This is a genomic window from Micromonospora yangpuensis, assembly GCF_900091615.1.
Taxonomy (GTDB): Bacteria; Actinomycetota; Actinomycetes; order Mycobacteriales; family Micromonosporaceae; genus Micromonospora; species Micromonospora yangpuensis.
Genome location: NZ_FMIA01000002.1, coordinates 3,618,551 through 3,641,769 on the forward strand (window position 1 = coordinate 3,618,551; position 23,219 = coordinate 3,641,769).

A 23,219-nucleotide genomic window follows, 5' to 3' on the forward strand; every position below is an offset into this window, starting at 1 on the left:
GACCCGCACCCGGCGGTGTTCACCGGGCCGCGTCGGGGGTGGACCAGTCCGGCGGTTCGAGGGCGGACCAGTCCTGGTCGGAGCGGTCGATGAGGTCGGCGCAGAGTGTGCGGTCCGGCGGCGGTGCGGTGTCCCCGGCCACCGCGAGGGTACGGGCCGCGCAGAGATGCCCCAGCCGCAGCGCGGCACGGGGGTCCAGGCCGCGCAGGACCGCCGACAGGTAGCCGGCGGCGAAGGCGTCCCCGGCGCCTACCGGCTCCACCACCGGCACCCGTAGCGCCGGCACGAACGTCTCCGGTCCGGTCCGGGGCAGTGCGGTGGCACCGACCGCGCCGTCCTTGACCACCACCGTCGCCGGGCCGGGCAGCAGCCGGCGGACCGCCTGCGGGTCGTCGGTGTGCCAGAGCCGCTGGGCCTCGTCCAGCCCGACCAGCACCAGGTCGGCGGCGTCGGCGAGCTGCCGCAGCACCGGGGCCGCGGTGGCCGCCGGCCAGAGCCGTACCCGGTGGTTGACGTCGAAGCTGACCAGCGCGCCGGGCAGCGGACGCCGGCCGAGGGTCTGCTCGACCAGCTCCCGGCAGGTGGTCGAGAGCGCGGCGGTGATCCCGGACAGGTGCACCAGCCGGGCACCGGCCAGCCGCGGGGTGTCCAGCGCCCCCGGGGCCAGCCGGGACGCCGCCGAGCCGGCCCGGTAGTAGTGGACCTCGGTGCCGGCCGGCCGGGGGTCCTTGAGGTAGAGCCCGGTCGGCGCGTCCGGGTCGACGTCGACCGACCCGACGTCGACCCCGGCGGCGGCGATCCGGCGGACCACCAGCTGGCCGAACGGGTCGGCGCCGACCCGACTCACCCAGGCCGTCGGGTGACCGAGGGCGGCCAGGCCCATGGCCACGTTGGATTCCGCGCCACCGACACCGACGGCGACCCGGTCGGCGTCGGCCAGGTTCCCCACCGGGTCCGGGCTCATCACCACCATGGTCTCCCCGACGGTCACCACCTCCGGGTTCACCGCCGGCCCTCCTCGTCCTGGCCGGCGGCGGCCAGCATCGCCGCGGTGTCCCGGTCGACAAGCGTGTCGACAAGCGTTATCCGGTGGTGTCCCACTCGGCTGCCGCCGGCGGGGACCACCGCCGGCCGGTCGAACGCGAAAGCCACGCACACCCCCGGGTACATCGCGGTCCGCACGAACCACCGGTCGCCCGGCCCCAGGCCCGAGAAGACCAGGGTGTACGCCCCGCCGCCCGGCCCGGTGCCACCGAAGGCCAACCACGGCGCGGCACTGCCGTTCACCCGTTCCTCGCCCTCGGCCTCGGCGGTGAAGGTGACCGGGTCGACCGTCGGCGCGCAGCGCCAGAAGAACCCGCCGTACCCCGCCCCGCCGGGTCGGCCGTTGGTGGCCGGACTGCCCAGGTGCACGTCGGAGCCGGCCGGAGCGGTGAGAGTGTAGTCCACGGTCAACCGCCAGGCCCCCGGCACGCCGGCGAGACGGGTGGCGGTGAGCTGCCGCTGCTCGGTCAGCAGCACCCCACCGCTGCGGTCCCGCCACTGCAGCCGGTGGGCCAACCGGTCGGCGTCGCGGTGCAGCCAGTCGGTGTGGGCGATCCGGCCGTGGTCGTCGCGCCAGGTGTAGCCGGCGTCGCGGACGTAGGTCCGGCCGCCCCACAGGTTGGTGCCGTCGACGTCCTGCACGGCCAGCGAGGCCCCGAGGTGCCAGACGTGGTCGGCCGGCAGGGTGTCGGTGACCGGCGTCCCGCCGAGGGTACGCACCGGGTGCAGGTAGGGCCGGGGGCCGTGGCGCGGGTCCAGGTCGGGCTCGATCACGTAGCTGGCCACCGGCGTCGCGTCGACGCTCAGCACCACCTCGTCGGCGGTCACGCCGCCACCCGCCGGTGCCGGGCCACCGCGTGCAGGGCGGCGACGGCGTACCCGAGCAGGATCGGCACCGCCACCGGATGGACCAGGGCGGCGAGGAAGGCCACCAGCAGGGTGAGCCCGGACATCGCCGCCCAGGTGCCGGGGCGGGCCGGACAGGTCCGGGCGGCGGTGCGGGCCGCCGCCCACCAGCCGAGCCCGCCGGTGCGGCCCACCTCGACCACCACCAGGGCGGCGTACCCGGTCAGGGCCACCGTCACCGCGGCGGTGACCAGCAGGGCCGGGGTACCGCCGGGGACCCGGCCGCCGGCCAGCGCCAGCAGGTCGGCGGCGAGCAGCGCGACGATCACGCCGGTCACGGCGGTGACCGCCGCGCCGGGCAGCAGGGACCGGCCGAACCGCGACAGCGTACGCCGGGCCGACGGCCAACTGCCGGTGGTCGTCCAGTCGTGCACGGCGGCGCTGGCCGTGCCCACCGCGCCGGCGGCGGTCAGCACCGGCACCGAGGCCAGTACCACCACGATCCCGAGCAGGGCCAGGTCGGCGGCGTCGCGTACCAGGTCCCGCCAGTCCCGGGCCGCCGGGACAACCTCCACGGTCATGCGCTCAGCCCTTCAGCCCGCTGGTGTTGATGCCCTCGACGAGCATCCGTTGGAAGGCCAGGAAGAACAGGAACACCGGCAGCAGCGACAGCACCGACATGGCGAACATCGGCCCGACCGCGCTGGCGCTGGTGGAGTCGATGAACAGGGTCAACGCCACCGGGACGGTGTAGTCCTTGAGGTCGGAGAGGAAGACCAGCTGCCGGAAGAAGTCGTTCCAGGTCCAGATGAACGAGAAGATCGCGGTGGTGACCAACGCCGGTCGGCTCAACGGCAGGATGACGTGCCGGAAGATGCCGAACGCGCTGGCGCCGTCGATCTTGGCAGCCTCGTCGAGTTCACGGGGGATGCCCCGCATGAACTGCACCATCAGGAAGACGAAGAACGCCTCGGTGGCCAGGAACTGCGGGATCAGCAGCGGCAGGTACGGCCACTCGCCGCCGACCAGGCCCAGGCTGCGGAAGAGGATGTACTGCGGGATGATCAGCACGTGCCCGGGTAGCAGCAGGGTGCCGATCATCACGGCGAACCACACCCCGCGCAGCCGGAACCGCAGCCGGGCGAAGGCGTACGCGGCCAGCAGGCAGGAGATCGCGTTGCCGACCACGGTCAGCAGGCTGACCATCGCGCTGTTGAGGAAGAACCGCCCGAAGCTGAAGTCGAAGTTGGTCCACCCGGCGGTGTAGTTGCCGGGGGTGAACTCCTCCGGCAGCAGCCCGATGTTGTTGACGATCTCCGCCTGCGACTTGAACGAGGTGCCGATCATCCAGATCAGCGGGTAGAGCACCACCCCGACGATCGCGATCAGGACGAGCAGGCGTACCGCCTGGCGGCCGCCGGGTTTCCGGTCGGCCCGCCGGGGCACCGTCGAGGTCACCGCCACCATCACCGCTCTCCGTCCGAGTAGTGCACCCAGAACCGCCCGGTGCTGAAGAAGATCGCCGTGATCGCCGCGATGGCGATCAGGAACACCCACGCCATGGCGGAGGCGTAGCCCATCTCCAGGTCGGTGAAGCCTGCGATGTAGAGGTTCAACGTGTACATCAGGGTGGAGTCGACAGGTCCACCGGTGCCGTTGCTGAGCACGAAGGCCGCGGTGAAGCCCTGGAAGCCGTTGATGGTCTCCAGCACCAGGTTGAAGAAGATCACCGGGGAGAGCATCGGCAGGGTGACGTGCCAGAACTGGCTGAGCTTGCTGGCCCCGTCGACCGAGGCGGCCTCGTAGAGCTCGGTCGGCACCTGCTTGAGCCCGGCCAGGAAGATCACCATCGGTGCGCCGAACTGCCAGATGGCCAGCACCATCAGGGTCTGCAGGGCCCAGTCCGGGTCGTTCACCCAGGGCTTGCCCTGGATGCCGAAAAGGCTCAGGAAGGAGTTGAACGCGCCGTCGCGGTTGAACATGTTGACCCAGACGATGGCCAGCGCGACGCTGCCACCGAGCAACGACGGCAGGTAGAACAGGCTGCGGAACAGCCCGACGCCGCGCCAGGCCCGGTTGAGCAGCAGCGCCACCCCGAGCGCGGCGGCCAGCTTCAGCGGTACGGCGACCAGCGCGAACGTCAGCGTCACCCGGACCGCGTGCCAGTACGACGGGTCGCCGGTGAACATCCGCTCGTAGTTGGCCAGCCCCACCCACTCGACCTCACCCAGCGGGGTCAGGATGTCGTAGTTGGTGAAGCTGAGGTACAGCGACAACAGCATGGGGATCGCCGTCACGCCCATCAGACCGATGAGCCAGGGCGACAGAAAGACGTATCCGGCCAGACCTTCGCCGTGCCGGTCCCGTCCGGCCCCGCGCCGCTTGGCGGGGGGCCGGACGGAACCGTCACCACGTCGGGTCGGTCCGGGCACCGTGGTCAGGGCCACGAGCCGGCTCCTCTCCGAACCTCGGTGGTCAGGCGACCGCAGCCGTGGCGGCGGTGACGAACTGTTCGGCGGCCTTGGCGGGGGTGAGGCGACCGTACTGGGCCTCCTCGGCGGCCTTGATCAGCTCGGCGCGTACCTTGCTGTGGCCCTTGATCGGCACCTGGGGGGAGGCGCCGAAGCTCTCCGCGAGCGCGGTCTCCACCTCGATGGACTGCTTCATCGCCGGGTCGGTGATCTGGTCACCGACCGCCTTGCGCAGGTCCAGGTTGGACGGCAGTCCCCGGTCGGTGCCCAGGATCTTGACCGCCTCCGGATCGTTGACTAGGAAGTTGAGCACGTCGACCGCGGTGTCGGAGTGCTTGCTGCCCCGGAACACCGACCAGTACATGGAGGCCCGGGCCCACTGTGCGCTCGGGTCACCCGGGTAGGCGACCACGCCCAACTCGTCGTTGGTGTTCTTCTTCAGCTCCGGCATCTGGTTGACCCACACCCAGCTGGTGCCGGCCTTGCCGGTGACGACGAGCTGCTTGGTGATGTCGGTGGCGTTGCCCTCGTGGATCACGTCGGCGGTCGGGGTGGCCCCCCGGTCGCGGGCGCCCTTCCACAGCTCGAACCACTTGGTCACGTCCTCGGCGGTGAAGCCGAGCTGGTTGCCCTTGTAGAGATCCTTGCCCTGCTGGCGCAGCCACACCCAGAAGGCCTTGTAGTCGGCGCTCGGGTCCATGGTGCCGGGGACCTTGGTCTTCTCCGCGACCTGCTGGGCCCAGGCGATGTGTTCCTCCCAGCTCTGGCCGGTGGTCGGCTCGGGCAGGCTGTTCTTGGTGAGCAGGGTCTTGTTGTAGACCAGGCCCTGGGTGTTCTCCCCGGCGGCCAGCCCGGCGAGCTTGCCGTCGACCACGCCGTACTGCCAGAGGCTCTCCGGGAACTTCGAGACGTCGAGCTTGCCGTTGTCCTTGGCCTCGGTCAGGTCGAGGGTGGTGTTGCGGGCGGCGTACTCGGCCAGGTAGTTGTCGTCGATCTGGAAGATGTCCGGCGGGCTGCCGCCGGCGGTGAGCGTGGCCAGCTTGTCGAAGTAACCCTGGTTGGCCTGCCAGGTCTTCTTGAAGGTGACGTTCGGGTTCTTCTGGGTGTAGAGCGCCAGCGCCTGCTCGGTGAGCTGGTTGCGGGCGTCACCGCCCCACCAGAAGATGGAGAGTTCGACCTTGCCGTCGGAGCCGGCCTCGTCGTCGCTGCCGCAGGCCACGGCCCCACCGAGCAGCAGTGGTACGGCCACGGCGGCGGCGACCAGCCGGCGCAGGAGTCGACGTCGGGGTACGGGGGTACCGTGTGGGGGCTCGGCGGACGCGCCGGTGGTGGGGGACGTTGCGGGGTGCATGTGCGCTCACTCCTTGGCGTTAGGAGGCGACTACCTCGCCGGTGGCCGCGCTTGGGCAGCCCGGGTCCGCAAGGCGATGCGGGCCCGGGCCGGCACCGGCGGCCTCGGCTCGGGGGCGACCGGCGGCTGGTGCCGGCCCGGTCGAGTCGCGGATGACCAACTCGGTCTGGAGCATTAACTGTGCGGTGGTACGTCGGTCGCCGGATGCCGTGCTCCGAGCGACACCCCGGCGTGGGGTGTCGGTGTCCTGTTGCAGCAGCATGTCGACGGCCGACCGGCCGGCGGCCCCGGTCGGGGTGGCCACCGTCGTCAACTTGGGCCGGGTGAGCCGGCTCAGGGCGATGTCGTCGATCCCGACGACGCTGATCTCCTGCGGCACCCGGACCCCGAGGGTGTCGAGCCCCTCGATGAGTCCGATCGCCAGCAGGTCGTTGTAGGCAAGCACCGCGGTCACCCCGCTGCGGCGGACCTGGTCGGCCTGTGCTCCGCCACCGGCCACGGTGGGCGGGTTGGGGCCGAGCAGGGTCAACTCCGCCCCACCGGAGCGGGCCGCCGCACCGGCGGCCCGGCGGATCTCGCGGTTGGTCCACGACCCCCGGGGGCCACCGAGCAGCCCGATCGCGCGGTGGCCGAGGCCGGTCAGGTGCTCGACGGCCGCCCGCGCGCCCTGACCGACGTCCATCATCACGCAGGGCAGCCCGGCCACCTGGCGGTTTATCACCACCAGCGGAACCTCCCGGCTGAGCTGCTCGATGAGGCTGTTGCTCATCCGCGGGCTGCACAGCAGCACCCCGTCGACCTGCTTGGCCAGGGCGTGGACCAGCTCCTCCTCGGTGGTCGGGTCCTCGTTGGTGTCGGCCACGAAGACGTGGTAGTCGCGGTGCCGCGCCTGGCTCTCCGCCGCCTTGATCAGCGGCGGGAAGAAGGGGTTGGCGATGTCGGCGATGATCAGCCCGATGTTGTGGGTACGCCCGGTGATCAGGGCCCGGGCTGCCCGGTTGGGCCGGTAGCCCAGGTCCTCCGCGCAGGCCAGCACCCGGACCCGGGTCTCCGGGTTGACCAGGTGTGGTGCGGAGAAGGTACGGGACACGGTGGAGATGTGGACACCGGAGGCCCGCGCGACGTCGCGGATGGTGACTGGCACGACGGCCCCCTCGTCCCGGTGTGGCTGCGGTCACTCAAGTGGGCCAATTAATGCAAACGGTTGCTCCAGTGTCAACGGCCGTTGATTACAGCTGTGTTTCGGCAGCGCGCTCACCATGCCCACCTATCCCCACTTTCTGGGGTAAAAGGGGCAGGATTCGTCCGCATCGTTGACGGCGGCCGATCGAACATGGTTACTTCACTGCAAACCTTTGCAGCGCTTGGAGGTCGTCGGAATGTCATCGAACAACCAGGCGCGGGTCCGGCACGCCGTCGTCGGCACCGGTGCGCGGGCCGAGATGTTCGTCCGCGCCCTGGTCCGCGAGCACGCCGCCACGGCGCAGCTGGTCGCCTTCGCCGACGTCAACCAGGCCCGGATGGACGCGCACAACCGGTGGCTCGGCGAGCTGGGCCACCCGCCGGTGCCGACGTACTCCGCCACCGACTTCGCCCACATGCTCGACAAGGAACGGGTCGACGTGGTGCTGGTGACCACCACCGACGTCACCCACGACGAGTACGTGGTGGCCGCCCTGCACGCCGGGTGCGACGTGGTCACCGAGAAGCCGATGACCGTCGACGCGCCACGCTGCCAGCGGATCCTGAACGCGGTAGAGCGGACCGGCCGGAAGGTGTCGGTGGCCTTCAACTACCGGTACAACCCGCTGCACGAGCAGCTGCGCCGGCTGCTCGCCGAGGGAGCGGTCGGCGAGATCGGCTCGGTGCACTTCGAGTGGCTGCTCGACGTGCGTCACGGCGCGGACTACTTCCGTCGCTGGCACCGGGAGAAGGCCAACTCCGGTGGGCTGATGGTGCACAAGGCCAGTCACCACTTCGACCTGGTCAACTGGTGGCTCGACGCCACCCCGGTGCAGGTGTACGCCGCCGGCCGACTGTTCTTCTACGGCGAGCCCGGCCGGCGTCACGGCTACGCCCGGGACTACGACCGGGTGCACGGCTCCCCCACCGCCGCCGACGACCCGTTCGCGCTGCGGCTGGCCGAGCACCCCCGGCTGCGCGAGTTGTACCTCGACGCCGAGGGCGAGGACGGCTACCAGCGTGACCGCAACGTCTTCGCCCCCGGGGTGACCATCGAGGACGACATGGCGGTGCTGGCGACGTACTCCTCCGGCGCGACGATGACCTACCACCTGACCGCGTACGCGCCCTGGGAGGGCTACCGGGTGATGGTCAACGGCAGCCGGGGCCGGTTGGAGCTGGAGGTCGTCGAGAGCGAGTTCGTCAGCCCGGCCGCCGCCGGAGCGCTCAAGGGCGCCGCGCTGCACGGCACCGAGGCCGCCGCCGAGGGCGGGTCGGCGACGTTGACGCTGCGGCCGTACTGGGAACCGCCGCGGCGCATCGAGGTCGACGGCTACTCCCGGGAGGGCCACGGCGGCGCGGACGCCCGGATGACCGCGGTGCTCTTCGGCGGTCAGGCCGACCCGCTGGGCCGGGCCGCCACCGCCCGCGACGGCGCGCTCGCCCTGCTCACCGGCCTGGCCGCCAACCGGTCCTTCGAGACCGGGCAGGCCGTCCGGGTCGCCGACCTGATCACCCTCCGTTGAGTCCGCAAGGAGCCGTACCCGTGCCCGATCCCCGACAGGATCTGCTGTTCCCCGCCGACCCGGGCGTGCGTACGCTGGCCCGGCGCCTGCACGCGCTCGCCGCCGAGCAGCCGATCATCTCCCCGCACGGCCACGTCGACCCGGCCATCCTGGCCGAGGACCGGCCGTTCCCGGACCCGGCGCAGCTGCTCATCGTGCCCGACCACTACCTCACCCGGATGCTGCTCAGCCAGGGTGTGCCGCCGGGGCGTCTCGGCGTGCCGACGGTCGACGGCAGCCCGACCGAGACCGACGGCCGGGCCATCTGGCGGCTCTTCGCCGCGCACTGGCACCTGTTCCGGGGCACCCCGTCCCGGTTGTGGCTGGAGCAGACCTTCCGGGAGGTGTTCGGGCTGAGCACCGCGCTGGGCCCGGCGACCGCCGACGAGGTCTACGACGCCATCGCCGCCCGGCTGGCCGAGCCGGAGTTCCGCCCCCGGGCCCTGTTCGAGCGCTTCGGCATCGAGGTGCTGGCCACCACCGAGTCGCCCCTGGACGACCTGGCCTGGCACGCCAAACTGGCCGCCGACGGCTGGGGCGGCCCGGGTGGGCGGGTGATCACCACGTTCCGGCCGGACAACGTGGTGGACATGGAGTTCGAGGACTGGGCGGGCAACGTCGAACGGCTCGGCGCGATCGCCGGGGAGGACACCGGCACGTACGCCGGCTACCTGGCGGCGCTGCGCCGACGCCGGGAGGCCTTCGTCGCCGCCGGGGCGACCTGCTCCGACCACGGTCACCCCACCGCCCGTACCCTCGCGCTCGACCGGGCCGAGGCGGCGGCGCTGTACGACCGGGGCCGGCGGGGCACGGCCGACGCCGCCGACGCCGAGGCGTTCCGGGCCCACATGCTCGTGGAGTTCGCCCGGATGTCGATCGACGACGGGCTGGTGATGCAGCTGCACCCCGGCTCGGTGCGCAACCACAACCGCTGGCTGTACGCCCGGCACGGCCGCGACGTCGGCGGCGACATCCCGCAGGCCACCGAGTACCTGCACGCGCTCACCCCGCTGCTGGACGCGCACGGCAACGACCCCCGGCTGCGGGTGGTGGTCTACACCCTCGACGAGTACACCTTCACCCGGGAGCTGGCCCCCCTGGCCGGCGGCTACGCCGCGCTGTACCTCGGGGCGCCCTGGTGGTTCCTGGACTCCCCCGAGGTGCTGCGCCGCTTCCGCGAGTCGGTCACCGAGACCGCCGGTTTCTACAACACCGCCGGGTTCGTCGACGACACCCGCGCGTTCTGTTCCATCCCGGTACGCCACGACGTGGCCCGTCGGGTCGACGCGGGTTTCCTGGCCCGGCTGGTCGCCGAGCACCGCCTCGACGAGGACGAGGCCGCCGAGACCATCGTCGACCTGGCGTACCGGCTGCCCCGCAGGGTCTACAAGATCGGAGAACGTTCCCAGTGACCGTCACCATCACCTCCGTCGACGTGCACGACGTCCGGTTCCCCACCGCGGCGGCCGGCGACGGTTCCGACGCCATCAACAAGGGTGACTACTCGGCGACGTACGTCGAGTTGACCACCGACGCCGGAGTGACCGGGGCCGGGTTCACCTTCACCAACGGCCGGGGCAACGAGATCACCTGCGCGGCGGTACGGGCCCTGGCCCACCACGTGCGCGGCCGGACCGTCGAGGAGATCACCGCCGAGCCGGTGGCGTTCTGGCGCTCGCTCAGCGCCGACGTGCAGCTGCGCTGGCTGGGCCCGGAGAAGGGCGTCATCCACATGGCCACCGGCGCGCTTGTCAACGCCGTGTGGGACCTGCGGGCCAAACTCGCCGGCAAGCCGATGTGGCGGTTCCTCGCCGAGGCCCCCACCGAGGAGCTGGTGGCCAGCATCGACTTCCACCACATCACCGACGCGCTCACCCCGGACGAGGCCGCCGCGATCCTGGACAAGGGCCTCGACGGGGCGGCCGACCGGCTGGCCGTGCTGGAACGCGACGGTTTCCCCTCGTACACCACCTCGGTCGGGTGGCTCGGCTACCCCGACGACAAGGTCCGGGCGTTGACCCGCGAGGCGTACGCGCAGGGTTGGCGGGCGATGAAGATGAAGGTCGGCGGGCCGCTCGACGACGACGTGCGCCGGGCGACGATCATCCGGGAGGAGATCGGCCCGGACGCGCTGCTGATGATGGACGCCAACCAGGTGTGGGACGTCGACGAGGCGATCGGCAACATGGCGGCGTTGGCCGGAGCCGACCCGTACTGGATCGAGGAGCCGACGCACGCCGACGACATCCTCGGCCACGCCCGGATCGCCAAGGCGGTGACCGAGCTGACCGGCGGGCGGTGCCGGGTGGCCACCGGCGAGGTGGCGGCCAACCGGGTGATCTTCAAGCAGTTGCTGCAGGCCGAGGCGATCGGCGTGATGCAGATCGACGCCTGCCGGGTCGGCGGGGTCAACGAGGTGCTGGCCGAGATCGTGATGGCGGCCAAGTTCGGCGTACCGATCTGTCCGCACGCCGGCGGTGTCGGCCTGTGCGAGTACGTCCAGCACCTGGCGATCTTCGACTACCTGCGGGTCGGCACCAGCCTGGACGGTCGGATGGTCGAGTACGTCGACCACCTGCACGAGCACTTCGTCGACCCGGTACGCACCCGGGAAGGCCGCTACCTGCTGCCGACCAGCCCCGGCTACAGCGCCACCATGAAACCGGCGTCGATCGCCGAGTTCCGCTTCCCGGACGGCCCGGCATGGCGGTGACCGTCGGCGTGGACCGGCTCGGGCTCGGCACCCTGCACCGGTTGCCCGTGGAGAGCCGACCCCTGGTGCGTCCCGGTGAGGTGCCGGTCGGCATCGTCCACCTGGGCCTCGGCGCATTCCACCGGGCCCACCAGGCGGTCTACACCGAGGAGGCGCTCGGTGTCGCCGGCGGCGACTGGGGCATCGTCGGGGTCGCGCCGCGCAGCACCGACGTGGTCGAGACCCTGGCCGCCCAGGACTCGCTGTTCAGCGTGACCACCCTCGCCGCCACCGGCAGCAGCACCCGGGTGGTGGGGGCGCTGGCCGGGGTGCGGCACGCCGCCGGTGACCCGCAGGCCGTGGTGGACCTGCTGGCCGACCCGGCGGTACGGGTGGTCACCCTGACGGTGACCGAGAAGGCGTACCAGCTCGACCCGGCCACCGGGCGGCTGCGCCCCGACCCGGCGCTCGTCGCCGACCTGCGCGGTGACCGTCCGCCGACGACCGTGCCGGGGCTGCTGCTGCGCGGCCTGCAGGCCCGGGCGGCGGCGCAGGCCGGGCCGGTCGCGCTGGTCAGCTGCGACAACCTGCCGGCCAACGGCAGCCGGCTGCGTTCCCTGGTGTACCAGGGGCTGGAGCGGGCGCGGGTGCCCGACGGGCTGCTCGACTGGGTGTCCGGCCAGGTCACCTTCCCGGCGACCATGGTGGACCGGATCGTGCCGGCCAGCACGGCCGAGACGCTGACCGCCGCCCGGCAGGCCCTCGGGGTCAGCGACCTGGCCGCGGTGGCGGCGGAGCCGTACCGGCAGTGGGTGGTCGAGGACGACTTCCCCGGCGGCCGGCCGGCCTGGGAGCGGGCCGGCGCGGTGCTCACCGACGACGCCGGGGCGTGGGAGCGGTTGAAGCTGCGCACCCTCAACGGGGTGCACTCGGCCATCGCCTACCTGGGCGCGCTGGCCGGGTACGAGACGATCGCCGACGCGCTGGCCATGCCGCACCTGGGCACCGTGCTGCGGCGGCTGATCGACGAGGAGATCGCGGCGAGTTTCACCGGGCCGGAGGGGGTCTCGGTGACCGGGTACGGCGACGAGGTGCTGGCCCGCTTCGCCAACCCGGCGATCCGGCACCGCACCCTCCAGGTGGCCATGGACGGCTCGCAGAAGCTGCCCCAGCGGATCCTGCACACCGTGGCCGACCTGCGCGCCGCCGGCCGGTCGGCGCGGTGGGCGGCGTTGGTGGTGGCGGCCTGGATCCGGTTCGTCGGCGGGCGGGCCGACGACGGCACCGCACTGCCCCTGCAGGATCCGCTGGCCGAGCAGATCCGGGCGGCCCTGGCCGGGGCCGGCGACAGTCCGGCGCGGACGGTGCAGGCGCTGTTCGCCCTGGCCGAGGTCTTCCCCGTCGAGGTCGCCGCCGACGACCAGGTGCGTACCGACGTCACCGAGTGGCTGACCGCGCTGTCCCGGCACGGCGTCGAGGCGACCCTGGCCGGTGCGGCGTGACCCGCGACGCACCCGCCGGCACGCCCGGCCCGGTCACCCGGGTGGCGTTGATCGGCGCGAACGGGCACGGGCGGTCGCACCGTCGGGTGATCGCCGGATTGCAGGCCGCCGGCCGGGTACGGCTGGTCGGGCTGGTCGACGTGCGACCGGTCGAGGACGAGCCGGAGGCGCCGGTGCCCGCCGACACGCTGGTGGGCACCGACCACCGGGCGATGCTGGCCGCCGCCGAGCCGGACGTGGTGGTGCTCTGCACCCCACCGCACACCCATCTGCCGATCGCCTCGGACGTGCTGGCCGCCGGGGCCGACCTGCTGATGGAGAAGCCTCCGGTGCTGTCCATGGCGGAACACCGGCGGCTGGTCGACCTGCTGGCCCGCACCGGTCGGGTCTGCCAGGTCGGGTTCCAGGCGCTCGGCTCGGCCGCCCTGGCCGAGTTGGCCGCCGCGATCGACGCCGGCCGGCTGGGCACGGTCACCGACATCAGCACCGTCGCCTCCTGGCAGCGCTCCGACGGCTACTACGCCCGCGCTCCGTGGGCGGGCCGGCGTACCCTCGACGGTCGGCCGGTGCTCGACGGCGCGTTGGCGAACCCGCTGGCGCACGCGGTCATGCAGTCCCTGGCCGTCGCCGAGCTGGCCACCGGCGCGCCGGTGGTCCCGGCCGAGATCGAGCTGGAACGCTACCGGGTCCGGCCGATCGAGGTCGACGACACCGCCACCCTGCGCGTGGTGCCGGTCGACGGGCCGCCCATCGTGGTCGCGGTGACCCTGGCCGGGGAGGACTTCGTCCCCGGTGAGGTGATCGTGACCGGCACCGCCGGCCGGGCCGTGCTGGAGTACCCGACCGACCGACTGCGGCTGCCCGGTGAGGCCGGACTGCGGACCGTGCCGGGACGTCGCGGCCTGCTGGCGAACCTGCTCGACCACCGGGCCGACCCGGTCGGGGTGCCGCTGATCGCGCCGCTGGCACGCACCGCGCCGTTCACCGCCGTGCTGGAGGCGGTCACCGGTGCCCCCGAGCCGACCCTGCTCGACGACGACCGGCTGGTGACCACCGGCACCGGGGCGGACCGGGTACGCAGCATCCGGGGCGTCAACGCCGCCCTGCGTCAGGCGGCTGAGGGCGGCCTGCTGCTGTCGGAGCTGCCGGTGCCGTGGGCGGTCGGGCCGCACCGGGTTGACCTGACCGGATTTACTGCAACATAGCTGCACATAAAAGTCATTGACTCTTTTGCGCGTTTCTCCCTACCGTTAGACATCGAGGCACATCACTTCGAAACTCATCCCCGAGAAGCTCGGAGAACGCCCATGCGCCGTACCACCACCAGCGCGGCGATGGCCGCGGCCCTGCTCCTGACCAGCGCCGCGCCCGCCGCGGCGGCCGGGACCACCACCGCTGCCCGCACCGCGACGACCGGGACACACACCGCCGCGTCGGTCGCGGCACACACGGCCGCCGCAGGCGCGCAACCGAAGGTCCCCCTCGCCGCGCGGCTGCTCGGTCGCCAGGCACTGCCGGCCGGTGACGGCTGGGCCGCGGCCGGACCGGGCACCACCGGCGGTTCCACGGCCACCGCCGACCAGGTCCACCTGGTACGCGACCGGGCCGGACTGGTCCGGGCGCTCGGCGGTGACAACGCCACCAACCGGTTCAACGCCACCCCGAAGATCATCTACGTCGAGGGGGCCGTCGACGGCTTCGAGGGCCCCGACGGCGCACCGCTGGGCTGCGACGACCTCGCCGACCCGGAGTACTCCCTGCCCGCCTACCTGGCCGCGTACGACCCGGCGGGCTGGGGACGGGTGGCGCCCAGCGGGCCGTTGGAGGCCGCCCGGGTGCGTTCGGTGGCCAACCAGACCCGGCAGACGCAGATCAACGTCGGGCCGAACACCACAATCGTGGGGCTGCGCGGGGCCACGTTGACCGGGCTGACCCTGATGATCGACACCGCGAACAACGTCATCGTGCGCAACCTCACCTTCGACGACGCCCGGGACTGCTTCCCGGCCTGGTCACCCACCGACGGTGAGACCGGCAACTGGAACTCCCAGTACGACCAGATCTCGGTGCGGCGCAGCGCGAACGTCTGGGTCGACCACAACACCTTCACCGACGGCGACAACCCGGACAGCGCCCAGCCGAGCTACTTCGGCCGGCCGTACCAGGTGCACGACGGGTCGCTGGACATCACCCACACCGCCAACCTGGTCACCGCCTCGTTCAACCGGTTCGTCGGGCGGGACAAGCTGATGCTGATCGGCTCCTCCAACACCGTCGGACCGGACGTCGGCCGGCTCAACGTCACCCTGCACCACAACGTCTTCGACGGCGTGCTGCAACGGCTGCCCCGGGTGCGCTTCGGCCAGGTGGACCTCTACAACAACTTCTACCGGCTGGCCGGCCCCGGCTTCGAGTACGCCGTCGGCGTCGGCGTGCAGTCGGCGGTGTACGCGGAGAACAACTACTTCGCCCTCGGCGCCGACATCGCCGCCGCGGACCTGCTGTACGACTGGGGCGGCACCGCGATCACCACCCGGGGCAACTGGGTACGCGCCACCGGTGACCGGGCCCGCCCGGTGGACCTGGTCGCGGCCTACAACGCCGCCCACGAGCCGGACCTGGGCTCCGACGCCGGCTGGACCCCGACCCTGCGGGCCGGGCCGGTGCTGCCCGCGGCGCTGGTGCCGCTGACCGTACCGCTGCTGGCCGGCGCCGACCGACTGCCGGTCTGACTCCCGACGCCACGTCGCCGGGCCAGGGTCGGGCCGGCGATCCCCGCCGCGTCCCGCCGCTCGGTCCGCGTGGTCGCACCGGGCCGACACCGTCACGGTGTCGGCCCGGTGCGACCGTGGTGGCGACCGGAGACGGAACGTCGCCGACGTTCCCACCGGACCGGTGCGAGTCCGACGGGAGGAGGGGCGGGTTCCGGGCCGGGCGGCCACCGGACCGGCGCGGGACGGTGCGGGCCCGCGCCGAGGGTCAGTCCGAACGGGCGGCGGCCAGTCCGGCCAGGGCCTGGTCGCGTTCGTCGAAGGTGAGGAAGACGGTGTCCAGCCGCATGGTGTGCAGCACGGTGAGCACGAACCGCGACGGCGCCACCAGGCACAGCGGGAGACCCCGTTGCCGGGCGTCGTTGTGGGCCCGGACCAGGATGCCGAGCCCGGTGGAGTCGATCAGGTCCACCCGGGAGAGGTCGAGCAGCACCGGACGGTCGGCCGTGATCGCCTCGGCCAGCGCCTCGCGCAGCGGCTCGGCCACCGCCAGGTCGATGTCGCCGTTGGGCCGGACCACCACCGCCCCGGGCAGCCGGTCGACCGCCACCTGCCAGGTCCGCGCCTCGACCGGACCGGCCGACTGGCCCCCGGTCGGGGTGTCCAGCGGGCCGGTCGGGCAGCGCGGACAGCGGTGCGGCCCGGTGGCGAACGCGGACCCGCTCCAGGCGCTCTCGGCGATCACCGGCCAGACCAGGTCCGGCTCCCGCAGGTGCGTGGTGCGTTCGGTCTGGGTGTTGCCGCAACAGTCACAGATGAGCTGCACGGTGTCGGGGCGCAGGCCGGGTACGACAGTCATGTGGCACCTCCGGTGACGCGTCCGCCCACCCGGACCGGGTGGACGGTTGGTGCGTGGCGGGGCCGGCCCGAACCGGTGCCGTCCCCGCCCGGCACCCCTCGCGGGCCGCCGCCGGACGCGGTCAACCCCGGGTCTCCGCCCTCGAACCGACAGCCGTACCGTCGTGGCCGGTCGATGCGACCGCCCGTGCCGGTACGACGTACAGGACCTGGTCGACCTGGGCGACCTGGAGCAGCCGGCTCAGCCGGGACGACGGTGAGCGCAGGACGAGCCGGCCACCGAGGGAGAACATCCGGCGGTGCGCGTCGAGCAGCAGCGCGATACCGGCGGCGTCGATGTTGGCGCAGGAGGTCAGGTCGATCACCAACCGCGTCGGGCGTAGCGCGAGCACCCGGTCCAGGACCGCACCGAGTTCTGCCACGGCGGCCAGGTCGAGCGGCTCGGTCAACGCCACCTCGACCAGTTCGGTCGCGGGCGGCCGGGCCGGATCGATCCGTCCGGTGTTCCGGGCCCTGCTCATCCGCACCTCCCACGTCCGGCACGTCGTGACCACCGGCCGCCCGACCGTTGCTCGGCGGCTGCGCCGAGCTTGCGGCAGACATGTGGCAACGACCACGCAGAGATGTGACGGTTTCATGACAACCGGACGGCGGCGGACGAATCGGGGGCGATTTGGCCACACCACCGACGGCCCGGATGATGGCCAGATGACCGGAGTGCTGGTGATCGAGGACGATGACCGGATCCGCCTGTCGCTGCTGCTCGCCCTGGAGGACGAGGGCTACCAGGCACGGGGGGTCGCCACCGCCGAGGAGGGGCTGCTCGAGCAGCGCAGCCGGCCGGCGGAGACCGTTCTGGTGGACCTGATGCTGCCCGGAGTGGACGGTTTCGAGTGCATCCGGCAGCTACGCCGCAACGACGGCGTAGCCATCGTGGTGGTCAGCGCCCGCGACGACACCCACGACATCGTCGCGGCGCTGGAGGCCGGCGCCGACGACTACCTGGTCAAACCGGTGGCGATCAAGGAGTTGTCGGCCCGGCTGCGGGCCCTGCGCCGGCGCGGCCGGGTGGTCGGGGCACAGCCGACGGTGCCGAGCCTGGTCTTCGGCGAGTTGGAGATAGTCCCCGACGGCGGTGAGGTACGCCTACGCGGCGAGCCGGTGTCGGTCACCCGCACCGAGTTCCGGTTGCTCTGCGAGCTGGCCCAGCACCCGGGCCGGATCCTGTCCCGCCAGCAGCTGCTGCAACGGGTGTGGGACCACACCGTCGGCGACGAACGCCTGGTCGACGTGCACGTGGGCCGACTGCGGCAGAAGATCGAGCAGGACACCACCCGCCCCCGGTACCTGCTCACCGTCCGGGGCCTCGGCTACAAGTTGCAGCGGTGAGAAGCACCGGCCTGCGGACCCGGGTGACGGCCGGTTTCACCGCCGGCGCGTTGGCCCTGTCCACCGCGATCGCGCTGGTGAGCTACCAGGTGACCCGGGGCTCGCTGCTGGCCGAGCGGGAACGCACCGCCGTACAGGCGGCGTACCTGGACTCGACCGTGGTGCAGTCGGGCCTGGCCGCCGAGCAACCGGACATCCTGGAGATCCTGCGTTCGCTGGACACCGGCGGGGACCGGCGCGCGGTGCTGCACCGCGACGGCACCTGGTACGCGCGCAACCTGGACGCCGGCATCACCTCGGCCATCCCCGCCGCCCTGCAACAGCTCACCCAGCAGGGCGAGCCCGCCGTGCAACGGGTCCAGGCCGGCGGCGCGCCGGCCCTGGTGGTCGGGGTGCCGCTGGCCGACGGCACGACCTTCTACGAGGTGGACTCGCTGGCCGAGCTGCAGCACACCCTGCGGGTGCTGGCCATCGTGCTGACCCTGGTCGCGCTGAGCACCGCGGTCGCCGCCGCCGCCCTGGGCCGGCACGCCACCGGGTACGTGCTCCGGCCGTTGCGCTCGGTCACCGACGCGGCCGAGGAGATCACCTCCGGTAACCTGACCGCCCGGCTCGACCCCGCCACCGAGCCGGACCTGGCCCGGCTCACGGCCTCCTTCAACGGCATGGTCGACCAGCTCTCCGCCCGGATGCAACGGGACCGCCGGTTCGCCGCCGACGTCAGCCACGAGCTGCGTTCCCCGCTGCAGACCCTGGAGGCCGCGGCCAGTGTGCTCAGTCGTCGCCGGGACCGGCTCGACGAGCGCAGCGGCACCGCGGTGGACCTGGTGAACGCCGAGATCTCCCGGTTCCAGGCCCTGGTCAACGACCTGATCGAGCTGGCCCGCAGCGACCAGCCCCCCGACCGCCGACCGGTCGACATGGTGGACCTGGCCCGTCAGGTGTGCCAGTCGCAGGGCGTGCCGGGCGACGTGGTGACCCTCGACGGGGGCGCCGACCCGGTCTGGCGGGTCGACCGGCGACGGATCACCCAGCTGCTGTCCAACCTGGTCGACAACGCGCAGCGGTACGGCGGCGGGGTGTGCGCGGTCCGCCTCGGCACCGGACCTGACGACCACCTGCTGACCGTCGAGGACGAGGGGCCCGGCATCCGCCCGGAGGACCGTGAGGTGATCTTCGACCGGTTCGTCCGGGGGCGCGCCGCCCACGTGCGGGGCGCCGGCGACGGGACCGGCCTGGGGCTCGCCCTGGTGGCCCAGCACGCCGCCGCGCACGACGGCACCGCCCAGGTGACCGACCGGCCCGGCGGCGGCGCCCGCTTCCAGGTGCGCCTGGCCCGGGAGGGCGGATGAGGACGCGGGCGCGGGTGCAACCACGGCTGACCCGGGACCTGGGGCTGCTGGCGGTCACCGCGATGCTGCTGGCCGGCTGCGGGGTTTCGGCGGAGGACCGGCCCCGGGTCATCGACCGGCCCGGCGGCCCGCATCCGGTGGGCACCAGCCCGGCCGCCCAACCGACCGGGCAGTTGACCGAGACGATCTGTTTCGTCCGCGACGAGCAGCTCGTGCGGGTCGACCGACAGGTGTCGGACGCGGCGACGCCCGTCGACCAGATCCGGTTCCTCGCCGACGGGCCGACCAGCGCCGAACGCGAGGCGGGGTTGAGCACCGCGCTCACCGGGGCCAGCCGGATCACCGGGGTACGTCTGGTCGGCCGGGAGGCGTTGGTCGACGTCGCCGACGGGCTGGTCGACACCGGCCGCACCGACGAGATGCTCGCCTTCGGTCAGGTGGTCTGCACACTGACCGCCCGGCCGGACGTCGACGGGGTGTCCTTCCTGCACGACAGCCGCCGGCTGGGGGTGCCCCGGGCGGACGGGTCGCTCTCCACCGGCCCGCTCACCGTCTCCGACTATCCCGTGCACCGCTGACGGTACGTACTAAGTTATAAGTTACGGATGGAATTCCCGGCGTACCTGGCCTCCATGCCGATGCACGCGATCACCGAGATCCACGGTGAGGCCGGCCTGCGGGCCCGGTTCGCCCTGGAGATCGCGGCGTTCGACCCGGCCGACCGGCAACGGCTGACCGAGGCGCTCGATCTCGCCGCCGAGCTGCACCGCGACGACCGGCGGGTCCGCGAGCCGTACCTCAACCACCTGCTGCGGGTGGCGATCCGGATGACGCACCACTACCAGGTGCGCGACGTGGACGTGATCGTGGCCGGGCTGCTGCACGACGCGGTCGAGGACCATCCGGCGGAGCTGGCCGCCCTCGACCCGGCCGGCGTCGCGGTGACGTCGGGGGCGCAGCCGGTCACCGCCCACGGCCCGGTCGACGCGGACACCGCCGGGGTCCGGGCCCGCACGGCGGCGCTGGCGGTGCTGGCCCGACGCTTCGGCCCCCGGGTCGCCCGGCTGGTCGCCGCGGTCACCAACCCGGTGTACGACCCGACCCGCGACCGCAACACCCAGTACCGCGAGCACGTGGCGGCCAGCCTGGACACCGAGCCGTGGGCCCGGGTCATCAAGCTCTCGGACTTCACCGACAACGGGGTCGGGGTGATCCACGCCGTCGGTCCCCGGGTGGCCCACTGGGCGGCCAAGTACCGCCCGCTGGTGCCGCTGCTGCGGGAGCTGGCCGGCCGGCCGGACACCCCCCTGTCCGCGCCGGTCAAGCAGCACATCTTCGACCAGCTCGACCTGGCCGAACAACGCTTCACCGCCATTTTGGAGTAAGGAAGGGCCCCCTCTTAACGCATCCGGTCGAGAGGGGTACCCCGCTCACCGCCCGACGCGTGCGGGCACGCGACTCGGCCCGGCCGCCACGTGAGCGGTCAGGTGGATCGGCCCAGCTGCCACGCGGGCATGGGCACGCGGGTCAGCCCCGCCGCGCGCGGGCATGGGCACGCGGGTCAGCCCGGCCGCGACGCGGGCAGGCACGCTGGTCAGGGGGTCAGGTCGCGGCGACGGAAGGCGACCAGTCCGGCCCCGGCCAGTGCCGCCGCGACCGCGGTCAGCACCACCAGCGGCAGCGCCGTCGCGTCGACCGCGGGTGCCGCCGGCACGTGGGTGAACGGGGAGACGTCGAGCACCGGCTGGGGCAGCTCCAACACCGCGCCGAGCTGCCCCACCAGCAGAAACAGCAGCAGCGTCGCCCAGGACAGCGGCACCGACCAGCGGGGCAGCACCCCGATCAGCACCACCACGATCCCGGCCAGCACCAGCAGCGCGGGCAGCCGGACCAGGGCCGCCGCGCTCAGGTCGACCGTCCGGCCCACCGGGTCCCCGGTGACCAGCCCCTGTCCGAGCCCGGTGCTGGCCCCACCGACCACCGTCAGCAGGGTGGCGCCGAGGACGGTGTTGAGCAGGTGCGCGCCGAGCCAGGCGTAGCGGTCGACCGAGGTGGCCAGCACCGCCTCCAACACCCCGTCGGTCTCCTCGGTACGCGCCCGCAGCAGCGCCTGCACCACGTACCCGCCGATGGTCAGGGCGAACAGCGCCAGCATCGCCGACAGGTACGCCTCGACGAGCACCGCGCCACCGCCGAGCTGGTTGACCATCTCGGCCGCCGTGGGGTTCTCCGCGACCATGTCGTCGATCTCGTCGGAGACCGCGCCCATCGCGAGGCCGAGCACCCCGATGCCGACCGCCCAGCCGAGCAGCACCCCGCGTTGCAGGTGCCACGCCAGCCCGATCGGGCTGCGCATGGCCGCCGTGGCGGTGGCCGGGCCGGGCCGGTCGGCGAGCAGTCCCGCGCCGAGATCCCGCCGGTCGGTCAACCGGTACGCCGCCACCACCGCGACCACCAGCAACCCGACCGGCAGCAGCAGCACCCACCACCGTTCCCCGTCGAACGGGCGGAGCTGGTTGCCCCAACCGAGCGGGGAGAGCCAGGACGGCCAGCCGCTGGTGTAGCTCAACCCGTCCGGGCTGACCTGCCCGAAGACGTCACCGGCGGCGCGCAGCGCGAAGGCGACCCCGACGGCCAGCGCGGCGAGGGCGTTGGCGCCCCGGGACGTACCGGAGAACTGCGCGGTGAGGCCGGCGACCGCGGCGAACGAGATACCGATCGAGCCGACGGCCGCCGCGGCGGCGACCGATCCGGCCACCGGCAGTCCCGCGGCGACCAGCGCCACCGCGACCCCGACGGTGGTCAGCAGGTTCGCTCCGATCACCACCAGCAGGGCGGCGGTGAGCAACGCGTACCGGCCGACCACGGCGGAGCCGAGCAGTTCGGCCCGGCCGGTCTCCTCGTTCTGCCGGGTGTGCCGCACGACGGCGAAGGTGCTCAGCAGGGCGGCCAGCACCGACAGGGTGAGGAAGGACTCGGTGGTCACCACCGAGCCGAGGCTGGTGCCGTGTACCGGCCCGTTGAAGGCGCGGGCGACCAGGCTGCTGGTCGCGGTGCGGGCGTAGGCGACGCGTTCGGACTCACCGGGGTAGATCCCGGCGATGCTCGCGGCCAGCGCGTTGGCCAGCAGCGGCGTGCCGAACACCCAGAGGCCGAGCTTGACCCGGTCCCGGCGCAGCGCCAGCCGGACCAGCCGGCCGGTGCCGGTCACGGCGCTCACCGCTCACCCCGCACGTCCGCCGGTACGGCGGGCGGAGCTGGCGGCACCGGTGGGGGCGGCGTGGCCAGGTCGGGCCCCGGCCCGCCGTAGTGGCGCAGGAACAGCTCCTCCAGGGTCGGCGGGGTGCTGGTGAGCGTCCGGACGCCCAGCGGCAGCAGGTGGGCGAGAAGTCCGGCGAGGTGCTCCTGTTCCACCTCCAAATGGGCGCGGTGGGCACCGGCGGTGGCCACGTTCACCCCGGTGAGCCGGTCCAGCCCGGTCAGTGGCCGGTCGGTCTCGACGGTGACCGAGGTACGGGTGAGGTGCCGCAGCTCGGCCAGGGTGCCGTGCTCGACGGTCCGGCCGTCGCGGATGATGCTCACCCGGTCGCAGAGCGCCTCCACCTCGGCCAGCACGTGGCTGGAGAGCAGGACCGTGCCGCCGGCCTGGCTGAACCGGCGTACCTCGGCCTGGAAGACCGACTCCATCAGCGGATCGAGTCCGGAGGTCGGCTCGTCCAGCACCAGCAGCTCCACATCGGAGGCGAGGGCCGCGACGATCGCCACCTTCTGCCGGTTGCCCTTGGAGTACGCCCGGCACCTCTTCGTCGGGTCCAGCTCGAAGCGGCTCAGCAGCTCGTCCCGACGACGCCGGTCCAGGCCGCCGCGCAACGCGCCGAACAGGTCGATCGCCTGGCCTCCGGTGAGGTTCGGCCACAGGTTGACGTCGCCGGGCACGTACGCCAACCGCCGGTGCAGGGCGACCGCGTCCCGCCACGGGTCGCCGCCGAGCAGGCGGACCGTGCCGGAGTCGTGGCGCAGCAGGCCGAGCAGGATCCGGATGGTGGTCGACTTGCCGCTGCCGTTGGGGCCGAGGAAGCCGTGCACCTCCCCCGCCTCGACGTGCAGGTCGAGGCCGTCCAGGGCGCGGGTACGGCCGAAGCTCTTCACCAGGTCGTCGACTGAGATCACGGTCATGTGGCACTCCCCGTCGTGGTGGACCGGACACAGCCACGGTACTGACCGACGGTCAGGCATTTCAAGCACCGGTCAGCAAG

At 72.8% G+C, this 23,219-nt stretch carries 21 protein-coding genes; 10 read left to right on the forward strand and 11 right to left on the reverse strand.

The features are described 5' to 3' along the window. Nucleotides 1-19 precede the first annotated feature (19 nt). Genes GA0070617_RS16340 through GA0070617_RS16370 form a run of 7 tightly spaced genes read right to left on the reverse strand, consistent with a single transcriptional unit; the run spans nucleotide 20 to nucleotide 6,856 of the window. On the reverse strand, nucleotides 20-1,006 hold the full coding sequence (locus tag GA0070617_RS16340; protein WP_175440557.1) for a sugar kinase: 987 nt from the start codon (nucleotides 1,004-1,006) through the stop codon (nucleotides 20-22). Beyond that, on the reverse strand, nucleotides 1,003-1,872 hold the full coding sequence (locus GA0070617_RS16345) for a DUF6807 domain-containing protein (RefSeq protein WP_091438753.1): 870 nt from the start codon (nucleotides 1,870-1,872) through the stop codon (nucleotides 1,003-1,005). The genes GA0070617_RS16340 and GA0070617_RS16345 overlap by 4 nt, the downstream gene beginning before the upstream one ends. Next, nucleotides 1,869-2,471, reverse strand: a complete 603-nt coding sequence (locus GA0070617_RS16350; RefSeq protein ID WP_091438756.1) for a hypothetical protein — start codon at nucleotides 2,469-2,471, stop codon at nucleotides 1,869-1,871. The genes GA0070617_RS16345 and GA0070617_RS16350 overlap by 4 nt, the downstream gene beginning before the upstream one ends. A gap of 4 nt (nucleotides 2,472-2,475) precedes the next feature. Next, on the reverse strand, nucleotides 2,476-3,357 hold the full coding sequence (locus GA0070617_RS16355; protein ID WP_091446527.1) for a carbohydrate ABC transporter permease: 882 nt from the start codon (nucleotides 3,355-3,357) through the stop codon (nucleotides 2,476-2,478). After that, nucleotides 3,357-4,337 (reverse strand): carbohydrate ABC transporter permease, encoded by a 981-nt coding sequence (locus GA0070617_RS16360; protein WP_091438758.1) that lies wholly within the window; start codon nucleotides 4,335-4,337, stop codon nucleotides 3,357-3,359. The genes GA0070617_RS16355 and GA0070617_RS16360 overlap by 1 nt, the downstream gene beginning before the upstream one ends. A 28-nt stretch (nucleotides 4,338-4,365) precedes the next feature. Further along, a complete protein-coding gene (locus tag GA0070617_RS16365) occupies nucleotides 4,366-5,712 on the reverse strand; it encodes an ABC transporter substrate-binding protein (RefSeq protein ID WP_091438763.1) in 1,347 nt (448 codons plus the stop codon). Nucleotides 5,713-5,731: 19 nt separating this feature from the next. Next, the gene (locus tag GA0070617_RS16370) at nucleotides 5,732-6,856 is read right to left on the reverse strand and encodes a LacI family DNA-binding transcriptional regulator (protein WP_091438767.1); all 1,125 of its coding nucleotides are present in this window, start codon (nucleotides 6,854-6,856) and stop codon (nucleotides 5,732-5,734) included. A gap of 235 nt (nucleotides 6,857-7,091) precedes the next feature. Between GA0070617_RS16370 and GA0070617_RS16375 the strand changes: the two genes are divergently transcribed. From GA0070617_RS16375 to GA0070617_RS16400, 6 genes are all read left to right on the forward strand, one after another. Further along, nucleotides 7,092-8,420: a Gfo/Idh/MocA family protein gene (locus GA0070617_RS16375; RefSeq protein WP_091438771.1), complete on the forward strand. Its 1,329-nt coding sequence runs from the start codon at nucleotides 7,092-7,094 to the stop codon at nucleotides 8,418-8,420. A gap of 20 nt (nucleotides 8,421-8,440) precedes the next feature. Continuing rightward, entirely contained in the window at nucleotides 8,441-9,871 is a 1,431-nt protein-coding gene (gene uxaC / locus GA0070617_RS16380) for a glucuronate isomerase (protein WP_175440558.1), read from the forward strand. Beyond that, on the forward strand, nucleotides 9,868-11,172 hold the full coding sequence (locus GA0070617_RS16385) for an enolase C-terminal domain-like protein (RefSeq protein WP_091438779.1): 1,305 nt from the start codon (nucleotides 9,868-9,870) through the stop codon (nucleotides 11,170-11,172). The genes uxaC and GA0070617_RS16385 overlap by 4 nt, the downstream gene beginning before the upstream one ends. Next, nucleotides 11,163-12,653 carry a mannitol dehydrogenase family protein gene (locus GA0070617_RS16390; protein ID WP_091438782.1) on the forward strand — a complete coding sequence of 497 codons (1,491 nt, stop codon included), beginning with the start codon at nucleotides 11,163-11,165 and terminating at the stop codon, nucleotides 12,651-12,653. The genes GA0070617_RS16385 and GA0070617_RS16390 overlap by 10 nt, the downstream gene beginning before the upstream one ends. Beyond that, the gene (locus tag GA0070617_RS16395) at nucleotides 12,650-13,858 is read left to right on the forward strand and encodes a Gfo/Idh/MocA family protein (RefSeq protein WP_091438787.1); all 1,209 of its coding nucleotides are present in this window, start codon (nucleotides 12,650-12,652) and stop codon (nucleotides 13,856-13,858) included. The genes GA0070617_RS16390 and GA0070617_RS16395 overlap by 4 nt, the downstream gene beginning before the upstream one ends. Before the next feature lie 102 nt (nucleotides 13,859-13,960). After that, complete coding sequence (locus tag GA0070617_RS16400; protein WP_091438790.1) at nucleotides 13,961-15,385, forward strand: pectate lyase family protein; 1,425 nt, start codon at nucleotides 13,961-13,963, stop codon at nucleotides 15,383-15,385. A 247-nt stretch (nucleotides 15,386-15,632) separates the two neighbouring features. On the opposite strand, the gene GA0070617_RS16405 is transcribed toward GA0070617_RS16400, so the two are convergent. Beyond that, nucleotides 15,633-16,223 carry an STAS domain-containing protein gene (locus GA0070617_RS16405; protein WP_091438795.1) on the reverse strand — a complete coding sequence of 197 codons (591 nt, stop codon included), beginning with the start codon at nucleotides 16,221-16,223 and terminating at the stop codon, nucleotides 15,633-15,635. A 121-nt stretch (nucleotides 16,224-16,344) separates the two neighbouring features. Then, on the reverse strand, nucleotides 16,345-16,743 hold the full coding sequence (locus GA0070617_RS16410; protein WP_175440559.1) for an STAS domain-containing protein: 399 nt from the start codon (nucleotides 16,741-16,743) through the stop codon (nucleotides 16,345-16,347). A 187-nt stretch (nucleotides 16,744-16,930) separates the two neighbouring features. Here GA0070617_RS16410 and GA0070617_RS16415 point away from each other — a divergent pair, with 187 nt between their 5' ends. From GA0070617_RS16415 to GA0070617_RS16430, 4 genes are read left to right on the forward strand one after another with little or no spacing between them, the layout of a single operon-like run. Continuing rightward, complete coding sequence (locus GA0070617_RS16415) at nucleotides 16,931-17,611, forward strand: response regulator transcription factor (RefSeq protein ID WP_091438802.1); 681 nt, start codon at nucleotides 16,931-16,933, stop codon at nucleotides 17,609-17,611. After that, nucleotides 17,608-18,963, forward strand: coding sequence for a sensor histidine kinase (locus tag GA0070617_RS16420; protein ID WP_091438806.1), 1,356 nt, complete (start codon nucleotides 17,608-17,610; stop codon nucleotides 18,961-18,963). Before GA0070617_RS16415 ends, GA0070617_RS16420 begins: the two co-directional genes overlap by 4 nt. Further along, complete coding sequence (locus tag GA0070617_RS16425) at nucleotides 18,960-19,541, forward strand: GerMN domain-containing protein (protein WP_091438809.1); 582 nt, start codon at nucleotides 18,960-18,962, stop codon at nucleotides 19,539-19,541. The genes GA0070617_RS16420 and GA0070617_RS16425 overlap by 4 nt, the downstream gene beginning before the upstream one ends. A gap of 27 nt (nucleotides 19,542-19,568) precedes the next feature. Further along, a complete protein-coding gene (locus GA0070617_RS16430) occupies nucleotides 19,569-20,348 on the forward strand; it encodes an HD domain-containing protein (protein ID WP_091438814.1) in 780 nt (259 codons plus the stop codon). Between the two features lie 209 nt (nucleotides 20,349-20,557). Here GA0070617_RS16430 and GA0070617_RS16435 read toward each other — a convergent pair whose 3' ends face one another. Both GA0070617_RS16435 and GA0070617_RS16440 read right to left on the reverse strand, forming a co-directional pair. Then, on the reverse strand, nucleotides 20,558-22,183 hold the full coding sequence (locus GA0070617_RS16435) for an ABC transporter permease (protein ID WP_091438817.1): 1,626 nt from the start codon (nucleotides 22,181-22,183) through the stop codon (nucleotides 20,558-20,560). Then, on the reverse strand, nucleotides 22,180-23,139 hold the full coding sequence (locus GA0070617_RS16440; RefSeq protein ID WP_091438820.1) for an ABC transporter ATP-binding protein: 960 nt from the start codon (nucleotides 23,137-23,139) through the stop codon (nucleotides 22,180-22,182). The genes GA0070617_RS16435 and GA0070617_RS16440 overlap by 4 nt, the downstream gene beginning before the upstream one ends. Between the last annotated feature and the right edge of the window lie 80 nt (nucleotides 23,140-23,219).

Coding starts and splice junctions, on each gene's coding strand:
- GA0070617_RS16350 (WP_091438756.1), bottom strand. CDS start 2,471: ATGACCGTGGAGGTTGTCCCGGCGGCCCGGGACTGGCGGGACCTGGTA.
- GA0070617_RS16355 (WP_091446527.1), bottom strand. CDS start 3,357: ATGGTGGCGGTGACCTCGACGGTGCCCCGGCGGGCCGACCGGAAACCC.
- GA0070617_RS16410 (WP_175440559.1), bottom strand. CDS start 16,743: ATGAGCAGGGCCCGGAACACCGGACGGATCGATCCGGCCCGGCCGCCC.
- GA0070617_RS16415 (WP_091438802.1), top strand. CDS start 16,931: ATGACCGGAGTGCTGGTGATCGAGGACGATGACCGGATCCGCCTGTCG.
- GA0070617_RS16440 (WP_091438820.1), bottom strand. CDS start 23,139: ATGACCGTGATCTCAGTCGACGACCTGGTGAAGAGCTTCGGCCGTACC.
- GA0070617_RS16430 (WP_091438814.1), top strand. CDS start 19,569: ATGGAATTCCCGGCGTACCTGGCCTCCATGCCGATGCACGCGATCACC.
- GA0070617_RS16425 (WP_091438809.1), top strand. CDS start 18,960: ATGAGGACGCGGGCGCGGGTGCAACCACGGCTGACCCGGGACCTGGGG.
- GA0070617_RS16405 (WP_091438795.1), bottom strand. CDS start 16,223: ATGACTGTCGTACCCGGCCTGCGCCCCGACACCGTGCAGCTCATCTGT.
- GA0070617_RS16375 (WP_091438771.1), top strand. CDS start 7,092: ATGTCATCGAACAACCAGGCGCGGGTCCGGCACGCCGTCGTCGGCACC.
- GA0070617_RS16400 (WP_091438790.1), top strand. CDS start 13,961: ATGCGCCGTACCACCACCAGCGCGGCGATGGCCGCGGCCCTGCTCCTG.
- GA0070617_RS16365 (WP_091438763.1), bottom strand. CDS start 5,712: ATGCACCCCGCAACGTCCCCCACCACCGGCGCGTCCGCCGAGCCCCCA.
- GA0070617_RS16390 (WP_091438782.1), top strand. CDS start 11,163: ATGGCGGTGACCGTCGGCGTGGACCGGCTCGGGCTCGGCACCCTGCAC.